We start from the raw sequence: 19,672 nt of genomic DNA, 5'->3' as shown, positions 1-19,672 counted from the left end.
AGTTCTCATTCCGCCGCGACGAGCGCGGCCGGGTCGACGGTGACGGACTTGAGCGCGACGGCCGGGTCGGCCGCGTCGTCGTGGGGAATGGCCAGCCCCTTGGAGAGCGCGCTGCGCACGGCCATGAAGTCCAGCGGGTGGTTGATGCAGTCGGCGGCCAGGAGCCGGTCGCCGCGGTAGTAGAGGACCGAGTGCCGGCCCCGGTCGGGCTCGGCACGCACCAGCGTGCGGTCGTGTCCGGAGGAGAGCCCGGCGATCTGGAGCTTGAGCTGTCCCTGGTTGGACCAGAACCACGGGATGCCGGCGTACTCCTCGCGCCGCCCGGTGATGGCGTACGCCGCCACCTTGGCCTGCTCGATGGCGTTGTTGACGCTCTCGAAGCGGACCCGGTCGCCCTCGGGTGCACCGGGGACGGGGTTGGGCTGGTTGGCGCAGTCGCCGACGGCCACGGTCACCCCGTCGGAGGCGATCGCCGACTCGTCGACCCGCACCCCGTTGTCGCACACGAGCCCGATGGACTCGGCGAGCTCGGTGTTGGGGATGACGCCCACCCCGACGAGGACGAGGTCCGCCGCGACGACGCGGCCGTCGGCCAGCTCGACCCCGCCCACGCGGTCGCCGCGCCCGACGATGCGGCGTACGTCGGCACCCAGGACCACGTCGATGCCGGCGGCGCGGTGGTGGTCGAGGAGGTACGCCGACGTCTCCTCCCCCACTGCCCGCGGCACCAGCCGCGGGGCCGCCTCGAGCAGGGTCACGGTGCGGCCCATCTTGCGCAGCGACGCCGCGGCCTCGATGCCGATGAAGCCGCCGCCGATGATGACGACGTCACGGACGGAGGGCACGCGCGCCTTGAGCTCGAGGGCGTCGTCGGCGTTGCGCAGGTAGAGCACGCCGGGCAGGTCCACCCCCTCGAGGAGCAGGCGCCGCGGCCGGGCGCCCACGGCCAGCGCGAGACGGTCGAAGGCGAACGTGGCCCCGGACAGGGAGTGCGCCGTCCCCGATCCGTCCGCGGCCTTGTCGATGCGGACGATGCGCTCGTTCTTGACGACGTCGATGCGGTGCTCGTCCCAGTAGGCCTGGGTGCGGAACATGAGCGACTCGTTGGTGATCTCGCCCTGGAGCCACTCCTTGGACAGCGCCGGGCGCTGGTAGGGGCGGTGGTTCTCGTCGCCGAGCAGGGTGATCGGGTCGTCGTAGCCCAGGGCGCGCAGCGAGGTGGCGAGCGAGACGCCGGCCTGGGAGGAGCCGATGACGAGGAGGCCGTCAGGCGTCGCGTCGGTCATGGCGGTCACACCTGGGTGGACGGCGTGGTGACGTGCAGGTCGGAGCCCTCGGTCACGGTGAGCTGGCAGGACAGCCTGGAGTTGTCCCGCCGGTCCTCGGCCGCGCCCCAGAGCATCTCGTCCTCCATCTCGTCCATGGGCGGGAGCGAGGCCAGGTCGGCCTCGGCGACGAAGACGTGGCACGTGGCGCACGACAGCGAGCCACCGCACTCGGCGACGATGCCCGGCACGCCGTTGCGGACCGCGGTCTCCATGACCGAGTCGCCCACGGTCGCCTCCACGACCCGGGACTCGCCGGCGTGGTCGGTGTAGGTGACGGTCGACATGTGGTTCCTCCAGCTGGTGTGGGTGGGTCAGATGAACTGGCGGCCGCCGTCGACGACCAGGGTCTGGCCGGTCACGAAGCCGCTGTCGGGGCCGGCGAGGTAGAGCGCGGCACCGACGATGTCGTCGGGCTGGCTGGCCCGGCGCAGCGATCCGCGGTCGACGCCGTAGGACTCGGCGTCCTCGAGCAGGCCGCGGCTCGCCTCGGTCAGGGTGAAGCCCGGCGCGATGGCGTTGACGGTGACGCCGCGACGGCCGAGCTCCCTGGCCATCACCCGCGTGAGGGCGATGACGCCGCCCTTGGAGGCGACGTAGTGGGCCCAGTGCTCCGAGCCCGAGTAGACCGTGGCCGAGGAGAGGTTGACGACCCGGCCGCCGTCGGGGAGGTAGGGGCTGACCGCGCGCGTCATGAGCCAGGGGCCCTTGAGGTTCACGGCCATCACGAGGTCCCACTCCGCCGGGTCGATGTCCTCGAGCGGCGAACGGGTGACGGTGCCGTAGACGGCGGCCTTGTTGACCAGCACGTCGATGGTCCCGTCGCCGAAGTCGGCCACCTGCTCGGCCAGCTCGCGGGTCGACGCCTCGTCGGTGACGTCGACGCGGCCCGACCAGGCCTCGGCGCCGGTGTCCTTGACGAGGCGGGCCGTCTCCTCGGCACCGTCGACGTCGATGTCGGCCACGGCGACACGGTGGCCGCGGGAGGCGAAGCCGAGCGCGAAGGCCCGCCCCAGGCCCCCGCCCGCACCCGTCACGAGGACGGTGCGGACCGGGTCGTGGGTGTGCGAGTCCGTCATCGTCAGTCCTGGAGGATCTCGACCCGGCCGGCGTTGCCGTCGACGCGGATCCGCTGGCCGGTCACGATCGTGGTCGAGGCCGATCCCGTGCCGGTGACGGCGGGGAGCCCGTACTCGCGGCACACGATGGCGGCGTGGCTCATCATGCCGCCGATGTCGGTGACGGTGGCCCGGATCTTGCCGAAGATCGGCCCCCACGACGGGGCGGTGATGGTGGCGACGAGGATCTCGCCCTCCTGCACCTCGCCGAGCTGGTCGGCCGACGTGATCACGCGGGCCAGGCCCTCGACGACGCCCGGTGAGGCAGCCATGCCGGTGATGGCGCCGTCCTCGGAGCCCTCGTCCCCTGCCAGCCACTGCTGCACCTGCTCGGTGGTGATGCCGTAGAGCATCATCGTGAAGGGCTCGGTGATCTGCGCGGGTGGCGTGTTGAGTGCCGGCTGCGGGCGACGGGTGGAGAGCGCGTCGATGATGACGCGGCGGCGCTCGATCTCGGCGGGCCAGTAGTGCGGGCCGGTCGACTCCGCCCCGACCGCCCATCCCGTGACCAGGTCGAAGATCGCGTCCCGGACCTCGTTGCGGTTGAGGTAGAGCATGTCCGCGGGGTCGGCCCAGAAGCCGGCCTCGACGAACACGCCGGCGAGCTCGCGCACCTTGCGCCAGAAGACGCCCATGGCCCAGTGCTCGATGTAGAAGTTGTGGTTCTCCACGTAGGGGTACGCCGTCGCGGCGAGACCGCGCTTGGCGTCGAACTGTGCCTGCAGCTCGGGCGAGACCAGCTCGCGGTACTCCGCGATGATGCGCTCCTTCTCCGCCAGGAGGTGCTCGACGGGACGCATGATGTCCTGGCCGTCGTCGACGCGCCGGACGTAGTCCTTGATGTAGCCCAGCGGGATGTCCTGGTGCTCGAGCCAGTACTTGTCGTGGCCGTAGAAGCCGTTGCCGACGGTGAAGTTGAACCACGGGTCCTGGGCGGCCTCGTAGGCGACCAGCCACTCCTCACCCCCCGCGTCGCGCACCGCTCGCAGGGTCCCCTCGACGTCGTCGGTGTCGTCGAAGGCGGACTGGATCCCCAGCTCGACGGCCTGCACCGCGAGCTTCTTGAGCTCGTCGTCGGGCCGGAACAGCTCCATGTCGACGCCCTGCACCATCTTGGCGATCGCCTGGTCCGGGATGCCGGGGAACACGTCCTTGCAGAAGCCGAAGAAGTCGAGGTAGGCGAGGTAGCCGAGGTTGAGGAACTCGAAGTGGTACTGCCAGTTGCGGTAGAGCAGAGCGATCAGGCGGTCGTAGTTCTCCATCAGCACCTGCGAACCGTCCATCGCCTTGCCGGAGACGATGTCGTCGAAGGGCACCGCGTCGGGGAGGGCCTCGAAGGTGAGGTCCTCCATCTCGTCGATGGTGGCGCGGACCTTGGAGTGCCAGGCCTCGAGGAGGCTGTCCCAGTTCTGGAAGTAGTGCCCGGCGCGGCGCTCGAACTCCGGCACACGGGCAGCGATCTCCTCCTCCGGCACGCCGACGGGGCTCATGTAGAGGTAGCCGAGGTGGATCTTGAACTCGATGCCGTTGGCCGGCGGGATCAGCAGGTGGCGGGTGTTGTACTGCCCCAGGCACTTCACCGCGAACTCGCCGCCGATGGTCTCGAAGGGCTTGAAGACGGTCGGCCAGTGCTGGCTGTCGCAGAACCAGAACTTCTCGTCACCGCCGGGGGCGTTGTCGAAGACCAGGTTGTAGGGGTAGAGGTCCTCCCAGCCCTCGGCGCCGGCCGGCACCTCGATCTGTGACGGCTTCGGGAAGGACTTCATGGTCTGTTCGATCGTCATGCGGGTTCCTTGGGGTGTGCGGCGCTGGGGCTCAGCGGCCGATGAGGGACGTGGTGAGACCGGACAGGGAGAATCCGGTCGGTCCCGAGGTCGAGGGCGGTGCCGGGGTGGGACCGGCGCCGGGGGCCGAGTGGACGGTCTCCGGCCGGGACTGGAGCAGCAGGAGGTTGTCGCCGTCGGGCAGGTCGGCGTCCAGCGCCCACTCGATGTCCTGGGGGCAGCCGTAGTGCCGCTCGGCGCGCTTTGCCATGCTCGCGACGGCGTGCAGCTCGGTGTCGGTGAGGCACCGGACGGCTTGGCGCTCGGGCTCGACCTCCCGCTCCAGGAGCGAGCCGCTGGCCGCGTCGGGGACGAGCTCGGCGTGCTTGTCGCCGATGTGCTCACGCACGACCGAGAGCATCACCTTGTCCAGCATGAGGTTGTCGGGCGTCACCTGGCCGGAGACGACCATCTCGCCGACGCCCCAGGACGCGTCCACCACGATCTTGGAGCGGTCGCCGTTGGACGGGTCCATGGTCATCGCGACACCCGAGACGCGGGCGTTGACCATCTTCTGCACCGCGACCGCCATCGACAGGTCGTCCTCGGGGATGCTGTTGCGCAACCGGTAGGTGATCGCCCGGCTGGTGTAGAGCGACGCCCAGCACCGGCGTACGTGGTGGCTCACCTCGGGGTATCCGGTCAGCCAGAGGTAGGTGTCCTGCTGGCCCGCGAAGCTGGCGTCCGGCAGGTCCTCGGCGGTCGCGGAGGAGCGGACGGCGACCGGGACCTCGCCGGCGAACCGCGTCATCAGCTCGTCGTACGCCGTGCGCAGGACGCCGTGCATGTCCTCGGGCACCTCACGCGACTCGATGGCGTCCCGGATCTGCTCGGAGGCCCGGTCGACCGACGCGACGTCGTCGGGGTCGATCTCGGCGAGGCGGTCGCGGATCTCCGCGCGCAGCCCGCTGCCGTCGACGAAGTGGTCGAAGGCGGCCGTGGTCACCGCGAAACCGGGCGGCACCGGCATGCCGGCCGTGGTCATCGAGACGAGGGAAGCGCACTTGCCGCCCAGGAGCTCGAGGGCGGGGTCGTGACCGCTGTCGAAGAAGACGACGTAGTCGCTCATCGGGAGACCTCCTCGGTCGGGGACTCGCCGTGGAGGGCGGCGGGCCAGGTGACGGGCACTCTGATCGGGGCCCGGAAGGACAGGTTGTCGCCGAAGTGGATGTCGGCGTCGTCGGCGAGGGTGAGGCCGGGCGCGAGGCGGGCGACCTCCTCCAGGGCGACCTTCGCCTGCAGCTTGGCGAGCATGTTGCCGAGGCAGTAGTGGATGCCGAAGCCGAACGAGAGGTGCTCGCGGGCGTTGGGGCGGGCGATGTCGAAGGACTCGCCGTCCTCGAACCTGGTCTCGTCCCGGTTGGCCGATCCCATGAGCAGGAGGATGTCGGCGCCCTTCGGGACCGACACTCCCCCGATCTCAGCGTCGCGCAGCGCCCGGCGGCGCCAGCCGACGATCGAGCCGCTGTAGCGCAGCACCTCGTCGACGGCTGCCGGGATGCGGGTGGGGTCGGCCACCACCTGCTGCCACTGCTCGGGGTGGGTGAGCAGGACGCGCAGCGCGTTGGAGATCAGCGTCGTGGTCGTCTCGTGGCCGGCGAAGAGCAGGGAGTAGCAGATGGAGGCGATCTCGTGGTCGGTGATGGGGTCGCCGTCGGCCTGCATGCGGACCATGTCGCCGACCAGGCTGTCGCGCTCGGTCTCGTGCGCCTCGTCGACCAGGCGGCGGCACTCGGCCCAGTAGTCGACGAGGTTGTGTGCGTGCGGCACCTGCTCGTCGTCGCTGAGGTCGCCCCAGGTCATCGCTGCTCGGGAGTCCGACCAGGTCTTGTAGGTGCCGACCATGCCCAGGTCCGCGCCGATCAGGGTGAGGATCGTGATCGTCGGGACGTCGTAGGCCAGGTCGCGCACGAGGTCGCCGCGACGGTCGGGGCGCGTGAGCATCTGCTCGAGGAGCCGCACCACGTTGGCCCGGATCTCCGGCTCGAGGACCTTGAAGCGGCGCGGCGTGAACGCCTTCGCGGCGACCTTGCGGATCCGCGTGTGGTCCGGGGGGACTCGCGCGGAGAGACCGGAGTAGGCGGTGAACCCGCCCTCCTCCATGATCTGCCTGGCCTGCGCCCCCCGCTCGCGGACGGGTGCCTGCGCGTTCTCGGAGGAGAAGGTCTCCCAGTCCTCGAAGACCGCCTTGACGTCGTCGTAGCGGCTCACCACCCAGTGTCCGATCCGCTCGTCGAACATCACCGGCTCTTCCTCGCGGAGGGCGGCGTACGACGGGAACGGGTCGTCCATCGCGAACGGCTCGTAGCCGTGGTGGACCGGGCAGCCGCGGGCCGCTCCGGTCGAGGTCGGGGTCGACGTCATCGGGCGCCTCCTGGGAAGTCGTGTCGCCGGGTGACGACCACCACATCGTGACCCGGCGCACATCCGGGGTCCACGTGCATCTTCCGTTGGACGGAAGTGCGTCCCGCGTGGATCAGCCCTGGCGGCGCGGGATGCGGCGCGGGAGCCGCAGGACGCTCGGCTGCGGGCGCGCGGCAGCCACCTCGATGCGGTGCGCCACCCCGCGCAGGGTGGGCAGGTGGCGCGTCATGACGGTGCCCTGTGTCGAGAGCATGACGAGCCCGATGGCGGCCGGGTGCGGGTCGAGGCGGACCGGCACGGCGATCGAGCACGACCCCTCGCGGACCTCCTCCTGCGTGGTCGCGTAGCCCTCGTCGCGCACCTTGCGCAGCTCGGCGGCCAGCCGTCCGGGGTTGACGTGCGTGTGCCTGGTGGCCGGCTCCAGCCGGTGGGTGAGGTAGGCCTCGCGGACCCAGTCCTCCTCGAAGGCGAGCAGCACCTTGCCGACCGCGGTCGCGTGCAGCGGCAGGCGCCCTCCGACCCTGGAGGCGCGCGGCACCCTGGTCGACCCGTAGATGCGGTCGATGTAGAGCGCCTCGTCCCCCTCGCGGATCGCGAGGTGCGCCGTCTCGTTCGTCAGCGAGAAGAGGTCCTGCAGGTGCGGCCGTGCGGTGTCGCGCAGGTGGCGGCCGGCGTTCTGGGCCACCTCCCAGAGCCGGAGGCCGACGGTGTAGCGCCCCTGCGAGTCGCGCTCGAGGGCGCCCCACTCGACGAGCTCCCCGACCAGCCGGTGCGCGGTGGGCAGCGGGAGGTCGGCATGGGCGGCGAGGTCGCTCAGCGAGAGCGCGGAGGGACCCTGCTCGAAGGCACCGAGCAGGGCGAGGGCCTTCGAGGTGACCGTTCGTCCGTCACCGCGCACTCACGCCTCCTGCCGCTCGCTCACCGCCGGCGTCGTGTCCGACGGCCGACTCCGATGCGGTCGAGGTCTCGACCGACGACGAGCTCTCCGGAGTAGCCGGTGTGGGCGCGGCGCCACTTGTGCTCGGGCCAGCTGCCCGGCACGAGGTGGGACAGCACGAGCGTACGCGCACCCGCGGCCTCCGCGATCGCTCCGACGTCGGTGACCTCCGTGTGGGCGTGGAGGAGGTGGTTGACGAGGCCCTCCTGGGCAGGGGTGCGCGGCTCGGGCAGCAACATCTCGACCCACTCGCGGTCGATCACCTCGTGCACCAGCACGTCGGCGTCCCGGGCGAGCTCGACGAGGTTCTCGGTCGGCCCCGTGTCACCGGAGAAGACGATGCTGCCGTCCTCGGTCTCGAACCGGAACGCCAGCGCCGGGAAGACGGGTGCGTGCTGCACGAGCGTGGCGGAGACGCGCACGAGGTCGTCCTCGAAGAAGGTCACGGGCGACATGCGAGGGCAGGGCGTCCCGTTGGGGTCGGCAAGCAGGTGGGCCGGGATCGGGACGTCGTGGCCGGCGAAGAGCTGGCTCGGGACGGGCTTGCGGTTGTCGAGGGCCCGGTCGTTGTAGTCGGTGGCGAACGTCCTGACCATCAGGTCCACCATCTCGCGCGTGCCCGGCGTCGGGCTGTCCGGCGCCACGACCGGCGGTGCGGGAGGCGGCCCGAAGAGCGGCGGAAGGCCCCCACGGTTGCCCGGCCCCCAGATCGGGACCTGCCGGTCCACGAGGTGGAGCCCGTTGAACAGGCCCTCGGTGAGCACGTTGTTGAGGTCGACCACGTGGTCGGAGTGGAGGTGGGTCAGGAACACCCCGCGCAGGGCGTCCAGCGGGCCGTCGGTGTCGTGGGAGGCGTTGCCCAGCCCGGCCGACCTCGCCTGCCGCACCACGCCGGAGCCGCAGTCGACGAGGTAGAACCGGTCACCCACGACCACCGCCGAGGCGATCCCGGCGCGGGTGGACCCCGGCCAGTACGCCGGCCCTCCGGAGGTGCCGAGCAGCACCAGCTGGGTACGGTGCCCGCGTGCAGTCCGCGGGGCCGTGGCCGGGGCTGCACCCGCGGGGCCCGCGGCGCCGGAGAGCGAGGCTCCGACGGCTGCCGTGCCGGCGCCGGCGAGGAGGCCCCGCCTGCTCAGCGTGGCCCGGGCCAGGTCGTTGACGGATCCGCACATGGGGTTGCTCCTCGTGGTGGTGGACGGTGGCGGGAGTCTCACCGGCGCCGGGCAGCGAGGACCATCGACGGCTTCCGTCGGACGGAACCGCGTTGGTGTGGACGTCAGCCGAGCGCTGTCCGCTGGGGCGCGCTGTCGATGAGGGCGACCGCGGCCAGGGCCCGCGCCATGGTGCGTGCCGCGTCGGTGAAGAGGTGGTCGTGCACCCGGCTGCCGATCAGCACGTGCGCCTGCTGTCGGGTCAGGCCGAACCAGTCCATCACCGTCTCCACTCCGTGGGGCGTGAGCCGCCAGAGCTTGTCGGCGTCCTTGACCAGGGCGTCGTTGAGGGAGAGCGAGGTGAGGCGCGAGTCGTGGCCGTCGATGATCCCCACGATCTCAGCCGTGCGGGCCGGGTCGCGACCGAGTCGGCCCAGCACGTCGCTCGCGATCGCGGCGCCCTCCTTCTCGTGACGGATCACCAGGTCCTCGCGACCCCCGCCGGGCCGGATCGCCTCGAGCACCTCGTCCGCGGCGACCCGCGACCAGCCGGTGTCGTGGAGGATGATCGCGGGCAGCACGACGTCGCGGTCGGCGTCGGGGTGCAGGTCGCACAGCGCCGCCGCCAGTCCGTACGAGTACGCCGTGTGGGCGTCGTTGCTGCGCACGTGGAGGTGCTCGACGGCGAGCCGCCACACCTCTGCGTCCGCGGGCCGGAACCCGGCAGTGCCGGTCACGGTGGTCGGGTCGGGCAGGAAGGGCGTGACGTCCGTGCCGAGGTGGTTCGCGGACGGTTCCTGCGGCGGCAGCGCCATGCTCAGCGCGCCCCGGGCCAGCCCGTGTAGGCCTCGGCGAGGTAGGTCGACCCCGCCACCGACCCGGTCACGGCGGCCAGCTCGCCCTCCTGGCGGCGTACGTCGAACGGGGTCGCGTCGGGCAGCGTGTGCAGCATCGTGGTCATCCAGTAGGAGAAGTGCTGGGCCTTCCAGACCCGGGCCAGCGCCCTCTCGCTGTAGGACGCCAGCGGAGCCGGGTCGTCCTTGTCGACCGCCCGCTCCAGCTCCTCGGCGAGGACCCGTACGTCGGCCAGCGCGAGGTTGAGGCCCTTGGCGCCCGTGGGCGGCACCGTGTGGGCGGCGTCGCCCGCGAGCACCATCCGGCCGTGGTGCATCGGCTCCTGGACGAAGCTGCGGAAGGGCAGCACCGTGCGCGAGGTGATCGCGCCCTCCGCGAGCGTGTGGCCGTTGGCGCCCACCGCGGCCTGGAGCCTCTCCCAGATGCGGTCGTCCGACCACGTGGTGGCGTCCTCGGCGGGATCGCACTGGAAGTACATCCGCTGGAGGGTCTCGGTGCGCTGGCTGATGAGCGCGAACCCGTGCGGAGAGTGGTTGTAGATCAGCTCGGGGGCGCTCGGGGGCGCCTCGGCGAGGATGCCGAACCAGGCGAACGGGTACTCCCGGAAGTACTGGAGGCGCTCGGCCTCCGGCACCGCGCGGCGGCACAGGCTGCGCGACCCGTCGGCCCCGACGAGGAAGTCGGCGCGGACCTCGTGGGCCAGCCCGTCACTGGCCGTGAAGCGCACGACCGGGCGGTCGGTGAGCCCGCCCACCTCGACGTCCGTGACGCCGAACCGCACGTCCCCTCCGTCGCGGGCGCGGGCGTCGGCGAGGTCGATGAAGACATCGGTCTGCGGGTAGAGCTGGGTCGACGCCCCGACCAGCCCGCGGAAGTCGATGCGGTGCGATCCACCGCCGAAGGCGAGCTCGATGCCGTCGTGCCGGTAGCCGTCGCGGAGCACGCGGTCGGACACCCCGGAGTCGACGAGGAGGTCCACGGAGTCCTGCTCGAGGATCCCGGCGCGGTGCGTCTGCTCGATCTCCTCGCGGGTGCGCAGGTCGATCGCGACGGAGTCGATGCCGGCGCGGGCGAGCAGGTGGGACAGCATCAGCGCGGCCGGACCGGCACCGACGATCGCGACCTGGGTGCGGACAGGGACGGGGGTGGTGGCCATGCGCTGCATCATCGGCCCGCCGCGCGGCGCACTGCCACGGGGGCGTTCCGCTCAGCGGAAGTCGACTCGGTCGCCGTCCGAGACGGACGGCAGGTGGCGGCCCACCCCGCGCGCCGCCACCTGCATGGCGCTCACCAGGCGGTCGCGCTCACGTGGCTGCAGGGTCGGCACCACCACGCCCAGCGCGGCCACCACCTGGGTCCCCGCGCGGATCGGCACCGCCACCGAGCAGGCGCCGAGCGTCATCTCCTCGACGGTCGTCGCGTGGTCGTCCTCGAGGACGGCCTCCAGCTGGCGTCGCAGCCGGCCGGGCTGGCTGATGGTGTACGGCGTGATCCGCGTGAGCGAGCCCATCACCGCCTCCTGGACCTCGGGTGGCGCGTGGGCCAGCAGCACCTTGCCGACCCCGGTGGCGTGCAGGGGCAGGCGCGACCCGATGGTGCTCACCACCGGGACGGAGGCATGCCCGGAGAGCCGGTCGACGTAGAGCACCTGGAGCCCGTCGCGCACCGCCAGGTGGACCGTCGCGAGGGTCGCTCCGTAGAGGTCGTGGAGGTAGGGCGAGGCGAGCTCACGGAGCCCGCTGTGGACGGGCGCGAGCAGCCCGACGTCCCACAGTCGCCGGCCGATGACGTACTCACCCGACGGGGTGCGGGCGAGAGCGCCCCAGCCCACCAGCTCGCCCACCAGCCGGTGCGCCGTCGCGACCGGCAGTCCGGCGCGCCCGGCGATCTCCGTCAGCGTGAGCCTCCGGTGCCGCGCGTCGAAGGCTCCCAGCACCGCCAGGGCACGGCTGGTGACCGACCGCCCGGCGCTCGCGGAGTTGCCTGCCATGCCGGCATCCTTTCGTCCAGTGGAAAGGAAGGCAAGCCACAGCACCGGCGGGCTGGCTACGGTCGGCCCCGTGACCCAGACCTCCGAGCCCCTGTCGTCGGGCCCCGACTCGGCGTCGGCGAGCCAGTCGGCGATCGACGCCGAGATGGCGGCGATCAGCACCGCGTACGACGCCTCGCTCCGCCAGGGCGGCCGCGCCGAGACCCAGCCGCGCCTCGACTACGCCCCGTACCGCAGCAGCCTGCTCCGCCACCCCACCAAGGACCTGCACCACGCGGACCCCGAGGGGGTCGAGCTGTTCGCTCCCGTCTTCGGCCACCGCGACGTCGGCCGCCTCGAGTCCGACCTCACGATCCAGGACGGTGGCGAGCCCGTGGGCGAGCGGATGGTCGTCACCGGTCGCGTGCTCGACGGCGAGGGCCGCCCGGTCCGACGGCAGCTCGTCGAGATCTGGCAGGCCAACTCGGCCGGGCGCTACATCCACAAGCGGGACCAGCACCCCGCCCCGATCGACCCGCACTTCACCGGCGTCGGCCGCATGCTCACCGACGACGAGGGCCGCTACCGCTTCACCACCATCAAGCCCGGTCCGTACCCGTGGAGGAACCACCGCAACGCGTGGCGTCCCGCGCACATCCACTTCTCCCTCTTCGGGACCGACTTCACCCAGCGGCTGGTCACCCAGATGTACTTCCCGGGCGACCCGCTGTTCGCCCTCGACCCGATCTACCAGGCGATCGTCGACCCCGCCGCCCGTGCGCGGCTGGTGGCGACCTACGACCACGACGTGACCCAGCACGAGTGGGCCACCGGGTACACGTGGGACATCGTGCTGACCGGCAGCCGCCGGACCCCGATGGAGGAGGAGACCGCATGAGCACGGACTCGACCGGGCTGCCGCCCACGCCCGGCCAGACCGTCGGCCCCTTCTTCGGCTACGCGCTCCCCTTCGACGGCGGAGCCGACCTCGTCCCACGCAGCCACCCGGCCGCGATCCGGCTGCACGGCACCGTGTACGACGGGGCGGGAGAGCCGGTGCCCGACGCCCTGATCGAGCTGTGGCAGGCCGACGAGCACGGCCGGGTCGCCCAGGTGCAGGGGTCCCGGGCCCGCGACTGCTGGACCTTCACCGGCTTCGGCCGCACGCCCGTGGACGACACCGGCCACTACTCCTTCACCACCGTCCGCCCGGGCGCGACGGCGGGAGTGCAGACGCCCTTCTTCGCGGTGACCGTCTTCGCCCGCGGTCTCCTGCACCGCCTGGTCACCCGCGCCTACCTGTCCCTCGAGGACGCCGTGGCCGCCGGTGACCCGGTGCTGACCTCGGTGCCCGAGGACCGTCGGCACACCCTCGTCGCCGGCGAGGACGCCGATGGTTACGTCTTCGACATCCGGCTGCAGGGCACGGACGAGACCGTCTTCCTCGACTTCGGCGAGGCCTGATGGCCGACCTGCTGTGGCCGGGCGACCACCGCGCCGGCGACCACCTCACGGACGCGGCCGTCGTCCGGGCAGCGCTCCGCGTCGAGAGCGCCTGGCTCGCGGCCCTGGTGGCCGCCGGTGTCGCCCCCTCGGCCGCCCAGGTGGACGTGGAGCCCCTGGCCGCCCGGCTCGACCTCCAGGCTCTCGCGGTGGCCTCCGAGGCAGGGGGCAACGTCGTGATCCCGCTCCTCGCGGACGTCCGTGAGCGGCTGGCCGGCCCCCACCCCGAGGCCGCTCGTTGGCTGCATCGGGGCCTCACCAGCCAGGACGTGCTCGACACCGCGCTCGTGCTCGCCCTGCGTGACGCCGTGGACGCCGTCCTGACGCGGCTCGACGAGCAGGTGGCCGCCCTGGCCGCCCTGGCCGAGCGACACCGTTCGGACCCGATGGCCGGCCGCACCCTGACCCAGCACGCGGTGCCGATCACCTTCGGGCTCAAGGCGGCCCAGTGGTTGCACGGCGTCCTCGACGCGCGGGACGACCTCGTCGACGCGCGGGACCGCCTTCCCGCGCAGGTGGGCGGCGCTGCCGGCACCCTGGCCGCGTCTGCCGAGCTGCTGCGACTCGCCGTGGGCGGGGGCGACGCGGTGGCCCTGGCGGCGGACCTCGCCGACCGGCTCGCCCTCCCCCACGCCCCGCCGTGGCACACCAACCGCGCTCCGCTGACCCGGGTCGCGGACTCGCTCGTCCGCGCCACCGACGCCTGCGGCCGGATCGCCGCCGACGTGCTGGTGCTCGCCCGCCCCGAGATCGCCGAGCTCGCCGAGCCCGCCGTTGAAGGCCGCGGCGGGTCCTCGACCATGCCCCAGAAGGCCAACCCCGTCCTGGCCGTGCTGGTCCGGCGCGCCGCCCTCACGACCCCCGGTCTGGCCGCCCAGCTCCACCTCGCCGCGGCCACCGCGGTCGACGAGCGACCGGACGGCGCCTGGCACACCGAGTGGTCGCCACTGGCCCGGCTCGGTCGCCACACCCTGACCGCGACCTCCCAGACCGCCGAGCTCCTCGCGGGCCTGCACGTGGACACCGGTCGCATGGCCAGGCTGGTGCAGGCGGCAGGATCAGGGCTGCTCGCCGAGCAGCGCAGCCTGACCGGCCTCGTCGACGGCGCTGCGACGGACGACTTCGACCCCACGCACTACCTCGGCAGCACCGACGCGCTGATCGACCTGCTGCTGGCCCGCGCCGCATCCGGAGGACGACACCCATGAGCACCCCGCACCTCGCCGGCGTCGAGCTGGCCGGATCGCCCGACCTGCCGCTGCTGGTCTGCGGCCCCTCCCTCGGCACGTCGGCCACCGCGCTGTGGTCCCCCGTCGCGGCGCTCCTGGGCGACGACTTCCACGTCGTCGCCTGGGACCTGCCCGGTCACGGCGTGAACCGCTCCGTCCCGACCGAGGACCCCACCATGACCGACCTCGCCGCGGGGGTGCTGGCCTTCGTCGACGGGGTCCTCGCCGCGCGGGGGGAGGCCGGCGGGTCGTTCGTCCACGCAGGCGACTCCGTGGGCGGTGCGGTCGGGCTCCAGCTGCTGCTCGACGCGCCCGAGCGCGTCCGCGCTGCCGCGGTCGTGTGCTCCGGTGCCCGGCTGGGGGACGAGGCGATGTGGCGCGAGCGCGCCGACCTCGTCCGCCGCTCCGGCACACCCGTCATGGTGGAGGGATCGGCTCGACGCTGGTTCCGCCCCGGGTTCATCGAGGAGCAGCCCGAGCTCGTGACCGGGCTCCTCCGCGCGCTCCAGGAGGCGGACCGCTTCGGCTACGCCTCGGTGTGCGGGGCGCTCGCCACCTTCGACGTGCGCGACCGGCTCGGCGAGATCACCGCACCGGTCGTCGCGGTCGCCGGGGCGTACGACGTCGCCGCGCCGGTCGCCGGCATGGCCGAGGTCGCCCACGGGGTGTCGGACGGCCGGCTGTTCGTGCTCGACCGGGTGGCGCACCAGGCGCCCGTCGAGGCACCCGCCGAGACCGCGGCGGCGATCCGGGAGGTGGCCGGCCTCGCAGGCCCACCGGACACGGTCGCCGGACGCGTCGAGGCGGGCATGAAGGTCCGTCGCGAGGTGCTGGGCGACGCCCACGTCGACCGGGCCACCGCATCCGCGACCGACCTGACCCGCGAGTTCCAGGAGCTCATCACCGACTACGCCTGGGGTGGCATCTGGACCCGTCCCGGTCTCGACCGCCGCAGCCGCTCCATGATCACCCTCACCGCGCTCATCGCCCGCGCGCACCACGAGGAGCTCGCGATGCACCTCCGCGCGGCCCGCACCAACGGACTGACCGACGACGAGATCAAGGAGCTGATCCTGCAGACCGCGATCTACTGCGGTGTGCCCGACGCCAACACCGCCTTCCGCATCGCGCAGACCACCCTCGACGACCTCGAGCACGACCCGAAGGACACTCCCTCATGAGCAGCACCCCGCAGGCCCACCTCTACGCGACGGTCCGCACGCCGTTCGGCCGCTTCGGTGGGGCGCTGGCGAAGACCCGTCCCGACGACCTCGCCGCCGGCGTGCTCCGGGCGGCCCTCGCGCGCACCGGGCTCGACCCGGCCGAGGTCGACGAGGTCGTGCTCGGCAACGCCAACGGCGCGGGCGAGGACAACCGCAACGTCGCCCGCATGGCCGCCCTGCTCGCCGGCCTCCCGGTCTCGGTGCCCGGCACCTCGGTCAACCGCCTCTGCGGATCGTCCCTGGACGCCGCGATGATCGGCTCGCGCACCATCGAGACCGGCGACGCCGACATCGTCCTCACCGGTGGCGTCGAGTCGATGACCCGCGCCCCCTGGGTGCTGCCCAAGCCCGAGCGCGCGTTCCCCGCGGCCAACACCGAGCTGGTCTCGACGACGCTGGGCTGGCGGCTGGTCAACCCGCGCATGCCCGAGGAGTGGACCGTGTCGCTGGGTGAGTCCAACGAGCAGCTCCAGGACATCCACGACGTCCCCCGCGAGCGCCAGGACGCCTTCGCGGCGCGCTCCCACCGACTCGCGCACGAGGCGTGGGAGTCGGGCTTCTACGACGACCTCGTCGTGCCCGTCGAGGGCGTGGACCTCGCCCGCGACGAGGGCATCCGCCCGGACGCCTCCCCCGAGACGCTGTCCGCGCTCAAGCCGTCGTTCCGGCCCGACGGCACGATCACCGCCGGCAACGCCTCGCCTCTCAGCGACGGCGCCTCCGCCGTCCTCCTCGGCTCCGCCGCGGCGGCCGACCGCATCGGCAGCGACCCGATCGCCCGCATCGCCGGGCGCGGCACCCACGCCGTCGAGCCGCACCGCTTCGGCTTCGCGCCCGTCGAGGCGGCCGGCAAGGCCCTCGCCCGAGCCGGCATCGGCTGGTCCGACGTCGGGGTCGTCGAGCTCAACGAGGCCTTCGCCGTGCAGTCCCTCGTCTGCGTCGACGCCTGGCTCCGGCAGGGCCTCGCCGGCCCGGAGGTCGTCAACACCCGCGGCGGCGCGATCGCGCTCGGCCACCCACTGGGAGCGTCCGGCGGTCGCGTCCTCGGCACGCTCGCCGCCGCCATGCGCGCCGACGGGCACCGCTGGGGGGTCGCTGCGATCTGCATCGGCGTCGGCCAGGGCCTCGCCGTGGTGCTCGAGAACGAGGACGCCGCATGACCACCACCCACCTCACCGACCCCGCCGAGGCCGTCGCCGACATCCCCGACGGAGCGACCGTGCTCATCGGCGGCTTCGGGCTCGCCGGGCAGCCGACCGAGCTCATCGACGCGCTGCGCCTGCAGGGCGCCGCCGACCTGACCGTGGTCAACAACAACGCCGGCAACGGCGACCACGGCCTCGCCGCGCTGCTCGCGACCGGCCACGTACGGAAGATCATCTGCTCCTTCCCCCGCCAGAGCGACTCCTGGGTCTTCGACGACCTCTACCGCACCGGCCGCATCGAGCTCGAGGTGGTGCCGCAGGGCAACCTCGCCGAGCGGATGCGCGCCGCAGGCGCCGGCATCGGCGCGTTCTTCTCCCCCACCGGCGTCGGCACCCCGCTCGCCGAGGGCAAGGAGCGGCGCACGATCGAGGGCCGCGACTACGTCCTCGAGCACCCGATCCGCGGCGACTTCGCGCTGATCAAGGCCCACCGCGCCGACCGGATGGGCAACCTCGTCTACCGCAAGACCGCTCGCAACTTCGGACCGGTCATGGCCACCGCCGCCACCACCACGATCGTCCAGGTCGACGACGTCGTGGACACCGGCGACCTCGACCCCGAGAACGTCGTGACCCCGAGCATCTTCGTCGACCGGGTGGTGCACACCTCATGACCGACTCCCTGCTCGTCGAGCACACCGATCGCGGTCCGCTGTCCAAGGACGAGCTCGCCGCCCTGGTCGCCGCCGACATCCCCCACGGCGCCTTCGTCAACCTCGGGATCGGTCAGCCCACCACCGTCGCCGACCACCTCACCCCCGCACAGGGCGTCGTGCTCCACACCGAGAACGGCATGCTCGGCATGGGCCGCGCCGCCGTCGGCGACGAGGTCGACCCCGACCTCGTCAACGCCGGCAAGATCCCCGTCATCGAGACCCCCGGGGCGTCGTACTTCCACCACGCCGACTCCTTCGCCATGATGCGCGGCGGCCACCTCGACGTCTGCGTCCTCGGTGCCTTCCAGGTCTCCACCGGCGGCGACCTCGCCAACTGGCACACCGGCGAGCCCGAGGCGATCCCCGCCGTCGGCGGCGCGATGGACCTCGCCATCGGGGCCAAGGACGTCTTCGTGATGATGTCGCTGTTCACGCGCGACGGCAGCTCCAAGCTGGTCGAGGCCTGCACCTACCCGCTCACCGGCGTCGCCTGCGTCAGCCGGGTCTACACCGACCACGCCATCGTCGACGTGGGTCCGGACGGCCCGAGCGTGCAGGCGACGTACGGGATCACCCTCCAGGAGCTGAGGCGCCGCACCGGGCTGGACCTGCGCAGCGCCTGAGGCGTGCGCCCACCGCGCACCCGCAGCGATAGGCTCGGGGCGTGTCTGCCACGCTCGTCGCGAAGGACCTGTCCGGCGGACACGGTCACCGGGTCCTGTTCGAGGGGCTCTCCCTGACCGTCGCGCCGGGCGACGTGATCGGCGTCGTCGGCGCCAACGGTGCGGGCAAGTCGACGCTGCTCTCGCTGCTGGGCGGCGCGACGACACCCCTGGCGGGGTCGGTTTCCTGCGCGCCGCGCGACGCCTTCGTGGGTCTCCTCCCCCAGGAGCACGAGCGGGTGCCCGGCGAGACCGTCGCCAAGTACGTCGCCCGTCGCACCGGTGCCACCGCTGCGACCGCGGCGATGGAGTCCGCGGCAGCCGGGCTGGGCTCGGGCAACCCGGGGGCCGACGACGCGTACGCCGTCGCGTTCGACCGGTGGATGGCGAGCGGGGCGGCGGACCTCGACGACCGGATCGCACCTGCTCTCGACGACCTCGGCCTCGACGTCGGGTCCGACGCTCTGATGACCTCGCTGTCCGGCGGACAGGCGGCTCGCGTGGCGCTTGCCGCGCTGCTGCTGAGCCGCTTCGACGTCGTGCTGCTCGACGAGCCCACCAACGACCTCGACCTCGACGGCCTCGCGCGGCTGGAGGCCTTCGTCCAGGGCCTCCGCGGCGGCGTCGTGCTGGTGTCGCACGACCGCGAGTTCCTGGCGCGCTGCGTGACACGCATCGTCGAGCTCGACCTCGCGCAGAACCAGGTGAGCGTCTACGACGGCGGCTACGACGCCTTCCTCGAGGAGCGCGCCGTCGCCCGGCGGCACGCGCGCGAGGCCTACGAGCAGTACGCCTCCACCCGCGCCGACCTCGTGTCCCGCGCGCGCACCCAGCGCGAGTGGAGCTCGCAGGGCGTACGCAACGCGATGAGGAAGAGCCCCGACAACGACAAGATCCGCCGCAAGGCAGCGACCGAGTCGTCGGAGAAGCAGGCCCAGAAGGTCCGCCAGATGGAGTCGCGGATCGCCCGCCTGGAGGAGGTCGAGGAGCCCCGCAAGGAGTGGGTCCTCCAGTTCGACATCGCCGCCGCGCCGCGGTCGAGCACCGTGGTCGCCACCCTCAACGAGGCGAGCGTCCGGCTCGGCGACTTCGAGCTCGGCCCCGTGTCCGCGCAGGTCGAGGCGGGCGACCGGATCGGCATCACCGGGCCCAACGGGGCCGGCAAGACGACCCTGCTGCGGCTGCTGCTCGGCGACACCGCCCCCGACACCGGATCCGCGTCGCTGGGTGCCTCCGTCGCCGTGGGGGTCATCGACCAGGCTCGCACCGGCCTCGACGACGGCCTCGCCCTCGGCGACGCCTTCGAGGCCGTCGTCCCGGAGCTCACCCGGGCCGAGGTCCGTACGCTCCTCGCCAAGTTCGGGCTCAGGGCTGACCAGGTCGCCAGCGCGGTCGGCCGGCTCTCACCCGGTGAGCGCACGCGCGCGGCGATGGCTCTCCTGCAGGCCCGCGGGGTCAACCTGCTGGTCCTCGACGAGCCCACCAACCACCTCGACCTGCCCGCCATCGAGCAGCTCGAGCAGGCCCTGGCGTCGTACGACGGCGCGCTGCTGCTGGTCTCCCACGACCGCCGGCTCCTGGAGAACGTACGACTCGACCAGCGCTGGGAGGTCGACGCCGGGCGGGTCGTGGTCCGCCACGCGTGACGCGAC

At 72.6% G+C, this 19,672-nt stretch carries 19 protein-coding genes; 8 read left to right on the top strand and 11 right to left on the bottom strand.

Going from position 1 to position 19,672, the window contains the following annotated elements; all coding sequences use genetic code 11:
• Nucleotides 1-5 precede the first annotated feature (5 nt).
• The 11 genes from EXE59_RS16335 to EXE59_RS16285 all read right to left on the bottom strand — a co-directional run bounded on the left by EXE59_RS16335 (nucleotide 6) and on the right by EXE59_RS16285 (nucleotide 11,563).
• Nucleotides 6-1,286 carry an NAD(P)/FAD-dependent oxidoreductase gene (locus EXE59_RS16335; RefSeq protein WP_135839850.1) on the bottom strand — a complete coding sequence of 427 codons (1,281 nt, stop codon included), beginning with the start codon at nucleotides 1,284-1,286 and terminating at the stop codon, nucleotides 6-8.
• Nucleotides 1,287-1,291: 5 nt separating this feature from the next.
• Nucleotides 1,292-1,612: a 2Fe-2S iron-sulfur cluster-binding protein gene (locus tag EXE59_RS16330; protein ID WP_135839849.1), complete on the bottom strand. Its 321-nt coding sequence runs from the start codon at nucleotides 1,610-1,612 to the stop codon at nucleotides 1,292-1,294.
• A gap of 27 nt (nucleotides 1,613-1,639) precedes the next feature.
• Nucleotides 1,640-2,404 (bottom strand): SDR family NAD(P)-dependent oxidoreductase, encoded by a 765-nt coding sequence (locus EXE59_RS16325; RefSeq protein ID WP_135839848.1) that lies wholly within the window; start codon nucleotides 2,402-2,404, stop codon nucleotides 1,640-1,642.
• Nucleotides 2,405-2,406: 2 nt separating this feature from the next.
• Nucleotides 2,407-4,227 (bottom strand): PEP-utilizing enzyme, encoded by a 1,821-nt coding sequence (locus EXE59_RS16320; protein ID WP_135839847.1) that lies wholly within the window; start codon nucleotides 4,225-4,227, stop codon nucleotides 2,407-2,409.
• 31 nt (nucleotides 4,228-4,258) lie between these two features.
• Nucleotides 4,259-5,335, bottom strand: coding sequence for a PEP/pyruvate-binding domain-containing protein (locus tag EXE59_RS16315; RefSeq protein WP_135839846.1), 1,077 nt, complete (start codon nucleotides 5,333-5,335; stop codon nucleotides 4,259-4,261).
• Nucleotides 5,332-6,630 (bottom strand): cytochrome P450, encoded by a 1,299-nt coding sequence (locus EXE59_RS16310; RefSeq protein ID WP_135839845.1) that lies wholly within the window; start codon nucleotides 6,628-6,630, stop codon nucleotides 5,332-5,334. The genes EXE59_RS16315 and EXE59_RS16310 overlap by 4 nt, the downstream gene beginning before the upstream one ends.
• Nucleotides 6,631-6,742: 112 nt before the next feature.
• Nucleotides 6,743-7,528: an IclR family transcriptional regulator gene (locus EXE59_RS16305; protein ID WP_135839844.1), complete on the bottom strand. Its 786-nt coding sequence runs from the start codon at nucleotides 7,526-7,528 to the stop codon at nucleotides 6,743-6,745.
• A gap of 20 nt (nucleotides 7,529-7,548) precedes the next feature.
• Nucleotides 7,549-8,739: an MBL fold metallo-hydrolase gene (locus EXE59_RS16300; RefSeq protein ID WP_135839843.1), complete on the bottom strand. Its 1,191-nt coding sequence runs from the start codon at nucleotides 8,737-8,739 to the stop codon at nucleotides 7,549-7,551.
• 104 nt (nucleotides 8,740-8,843) lie between these two features.
• Nucleotides 8,844-9,533 carry an HD domain-containing protein gene (locus tag EXE59_RS16295; RefSeq protein WP_135839842.1) on the bottom strand — a complete coding sequence of 230 codons (690 nt, stop codon included), beginning with the start codon at nucleotides 9,531-9,533 and terminating at the stop codon, nucleotides 8,844-8,846.
• Between the two features lie 2 nt (nucleotides 9,534-9,535).
• Nucleotides 9,536-10,729 carry a 4-hydroxybenzoate 3-monooxygenase gene (locus EXE59_RS16290; protein WP_210429037.1) on the bottom strand — a complete coding sequence of 398 codons (1,194 nt, stop codon included), beginning with the start codon at nucleotides 10,727-10,729 and terminating at the stop codon, nucleotides 9,536-9,538.
• A 51-nt stretch (nucleotides 10,730-10,780) separates the two neighbouring features.
• On the bottom strand, nucleotides 10,781-11,563 hold the full coding sequence (locus EXE59_RS16285) for an IclR family transcriptional regulator (RefSeq protein WP_135839840.1): 783 nt from the start codon (nucleotides 11,561-11,563) through the stop codon (nucleotides 10,781-10,783).
• Between the two features lie 70 nt (nucleotides 11,564-11,633).
• Here EXE59_RS16285 and pcaH point away from each other — a divergent pair, with 70 nt between their 5' ends.
• From pcaH to EXE59_RS16245, 8 genes are read left to right on the top strand one after another with little or no spacing between them, the layout of a single operon-like run.
• Nucleotides 11,634-12,440: a protocatechuate 3,4-dioxygenase subunit beta gene (gene pcaH, locus EXE59_RS16280; protein ID WP_246056834.1), complete on the top strand. Its 807-nt coding sequence runs from the start codon at nucleotides 11,634-11,636 to the stop codon at nucleotides 12,438-12,440.
• The gene (gene pcaG, locus EXE59_RS16275; protein ID WP_135839838.1) at nucleotides 12,437-13,006 is read left to right on the top strand and encodes a protocatechuate 3,4-dioxygenase subunit alpha; all 570 of its coding nucleotides are present in this window, start codon (nucleotides 12,437-12,439) and stop codon (nucleotides 13,004-13,006) included. The genes pcaH and pcaG overlap by 4 nt, the downstream gene beginning before the upstream one ends.
• On the top strand, nucleotides 13,006-14,253 hold the full coding sequence (locus EXE59_RS16270; protein WP_135839837.1) for a lyase family protein: 1,248 nt from the start codon (nucleotides 13,006-13,008) through the stop codon (nucleotides 14,251-14,253). The genes pcaG and EXE59_RS16270 overlap by 1 nt, the downstream gene beginning before the upstream one ends.
• Nucleotides 14,250-15,455: a bifunctional 3-oxoadipate enol-lactonase/4-carboxymuconolactone decarboxylase PcaDC gene (gene pcaDC / locus EXE59_RS16265; RefSeq protein WP_135839836.1), complete on the top strand. Its 1,206-nt coding sequence runs from the start codon at nucleotides 14,250-14,252 to the stop codon at nucleotides 15,453-15,455. The genes EXE59_RS16270 and pcaDC overlap by 4 nt, the downstream gene beginning before the upstream one ends.
• Entirely contained in the window at nucleotides 15,452-16,657 is a 1,206-nt protein-coding gene (locus EXE59_RS16260; protein WP_135839835.1) for a thiolase family protein, read from the top strand. The genes pcaDC and EXE59_RS16260 overlap by 4 nt, the downstream gene beginning before the upstream one ends.
• Nucleotides 16,654-17,316 (top strand): 3-oxoacid CoA-transferase subunit A, encoded by a 663-nt coding sequence (locus EXE59_RS16255; protein ID WP_135839834.1) that lies wholly within the window; start codon nucleotides 16,654-16,656, stop codon nucleotides 17,314-17,316. Before EXE59_RS16260 ends, EXE59_RS16255 begins: the two co-directional genes overlap by 4 nt.
• Nucleotides 17,313-17,981, top strand: coding sequence for a 3-oxoacid CoA-transferase subunit B (locus EXE59_RS16250; protein WP_135839833.1), 669 nt, complete (start codon nucleotides 17,313-17,315; stop codon nucleotides 17,979-17,981). The genes EXE59_RS16255 and EXE59_RS16250 overlap by 4 nt, the downstream gene beginning before the upstream one ends.
• A gap of 41 nt (nucleotides 17,982-18,022) precedes the next feature.
• Nucleotides 18,023-19,666 (top strand): ABC-F family ATP-binding cassette domain-containing protein, encoded by a 1,644-nt coding sequence (locus tag EXE59_RS16245; RefSeq protein WP_135839832.1) that lies wholly within the window; start codon nucleotides 18,023-18,025, stop codon nucleotides 19,664-19,666.
• The last annotated feature ends 6 nt before the right edge of the window (nucleotides 19,667-19,672 follow it).

The sequence above is a fragment of the Nocardioides eburneiflavus genome (genome assembly GCF_004785795.1).
GTDB lineage: Bacteria > Actinomycetota > Actinomycetes > Propionibacteriales > Nocardioidaceae > Nocardioides > Nocardioides eburneiflavus.
This window is presented reverse-complemented; position numbering and strand designations above follow the sequence as displayed.

Excerpts from the sequence above, each read along its gene's own strand:
- EXE59_RS16335 (WP_135839850.1), bottom strand. The coding sequence starts at position 1,286 with ATGACCGACGCGACGCCTGACGGCCTCCTCGTCATCGGCTCCTCCCAG.
- EXE59_RS16330 (WP_135839849.1), bottom strand. The coding sequence starts at position 1,612 with ATGTCGACCGTCACCTACACCGACCACGCCGGCGAGTCCCGGGTCGTG.
- EXE59_RS16325 (WP_135839848.1), bottom strand. The coding sequence starts at position 2,404 with ATGACGGACTCGCACACCCACGACCCGGTCCGCACCGTCCTCGTGACG.
- EXE59_RS16320 (WP_135839847.1), bottom strand. The coding sequence starts at position 4,227 with ATGACGATCGAACAGACCATGAAGTCCTTCCCGAAGCCGTCACAGATC.
- EXE59_RS16315 (WP_135839846.1), bottom strand. The coding sequence starts at position 5,335 with ATGAGCGACTACGTCGTCTTCTTCGACAGCGGTCACGACCCCGCCCTC.
- EXE59_RS16310 (WP_135839845.1), bottom strand. The coding sequence starts at position 6,630 with ATGACGTCGACCCCGACCTCGACCGGAGCGGCCCGCGGCTGCCCGGTC.
- EXE59_RS16300 (WP_135839843.1), bottom strand. The coding sequence starts at position 8,739 with ATGTGCGGATCCGTCAACGACCTGGCCCGGGCCACGCTGAGCAGGCGG.
- EXE59_RS16295 (WP_135839842.1), bottom strand. The coding sequence starts at position 9,533 with ATGGCGCTGCCGCCGCAGGAACCGTCCGCGAACCACCTCGGCACGGAC.
- EXE59_RS16290 (WP_210429037.1), bottom strand. The coding sequence starts at position 10,729 with ATGGCCACCACCCCCGTCCCTGTCCGCACCCAGGTCGCGATCGTCGGT.
- EXE59_RS16285 (WP_135839840.1), bottom strand. The coding sequence starts at position 11,563 with ATGGCAGGCAACTCCGCGAGCGCCGGGCGGTCGGTCACCAGCCGTGCC.
- pcaG (WP_135839838.1), top strand. The coding sequence starts at position 12,437 with ATGAGCACGGACTCGACCGGGCTGCCGCCCACGCCCGGCCAGACCGTC.
- EXE59_RS16270 (WP_135839837.1), top strand. The coding sequence starts at position 13,006 with ATGGCCGACCTGCTGTGGCCGGGCGACCACCGCGCCGGCGACCACCTC.
- pcaDC (WP_135839836.1), top strand. The coding sequence starts at position 14,250 with ATGAGCACCCCGCACCTCGCCGGCGTCGAGCTGGCCGGATCGCCCGAC.
- EXE59_RS16260 (WP_135839835.1), top strand. The coding sequence starts at position 15,452 with ATGAGCAGCACCCCGCAGGCCCACCTCTACGCGACGGTCCGCACGCCG.
- EXE59_RS16255 (WP_135839834.1), top strand. The coding sequence starts at position 16,654 with ATGACCACCACCCACCTCACCGACCCCGCCGAGGCCGTCGCCGACATC.
- EXE59_RS16250 (WP_135839833.1), top strand. The coding sequence starts at position 17,313 with ATGACCGACTCCCTGCTCGTCGAGCACACCGATCGCGGTCCGCTGTCC.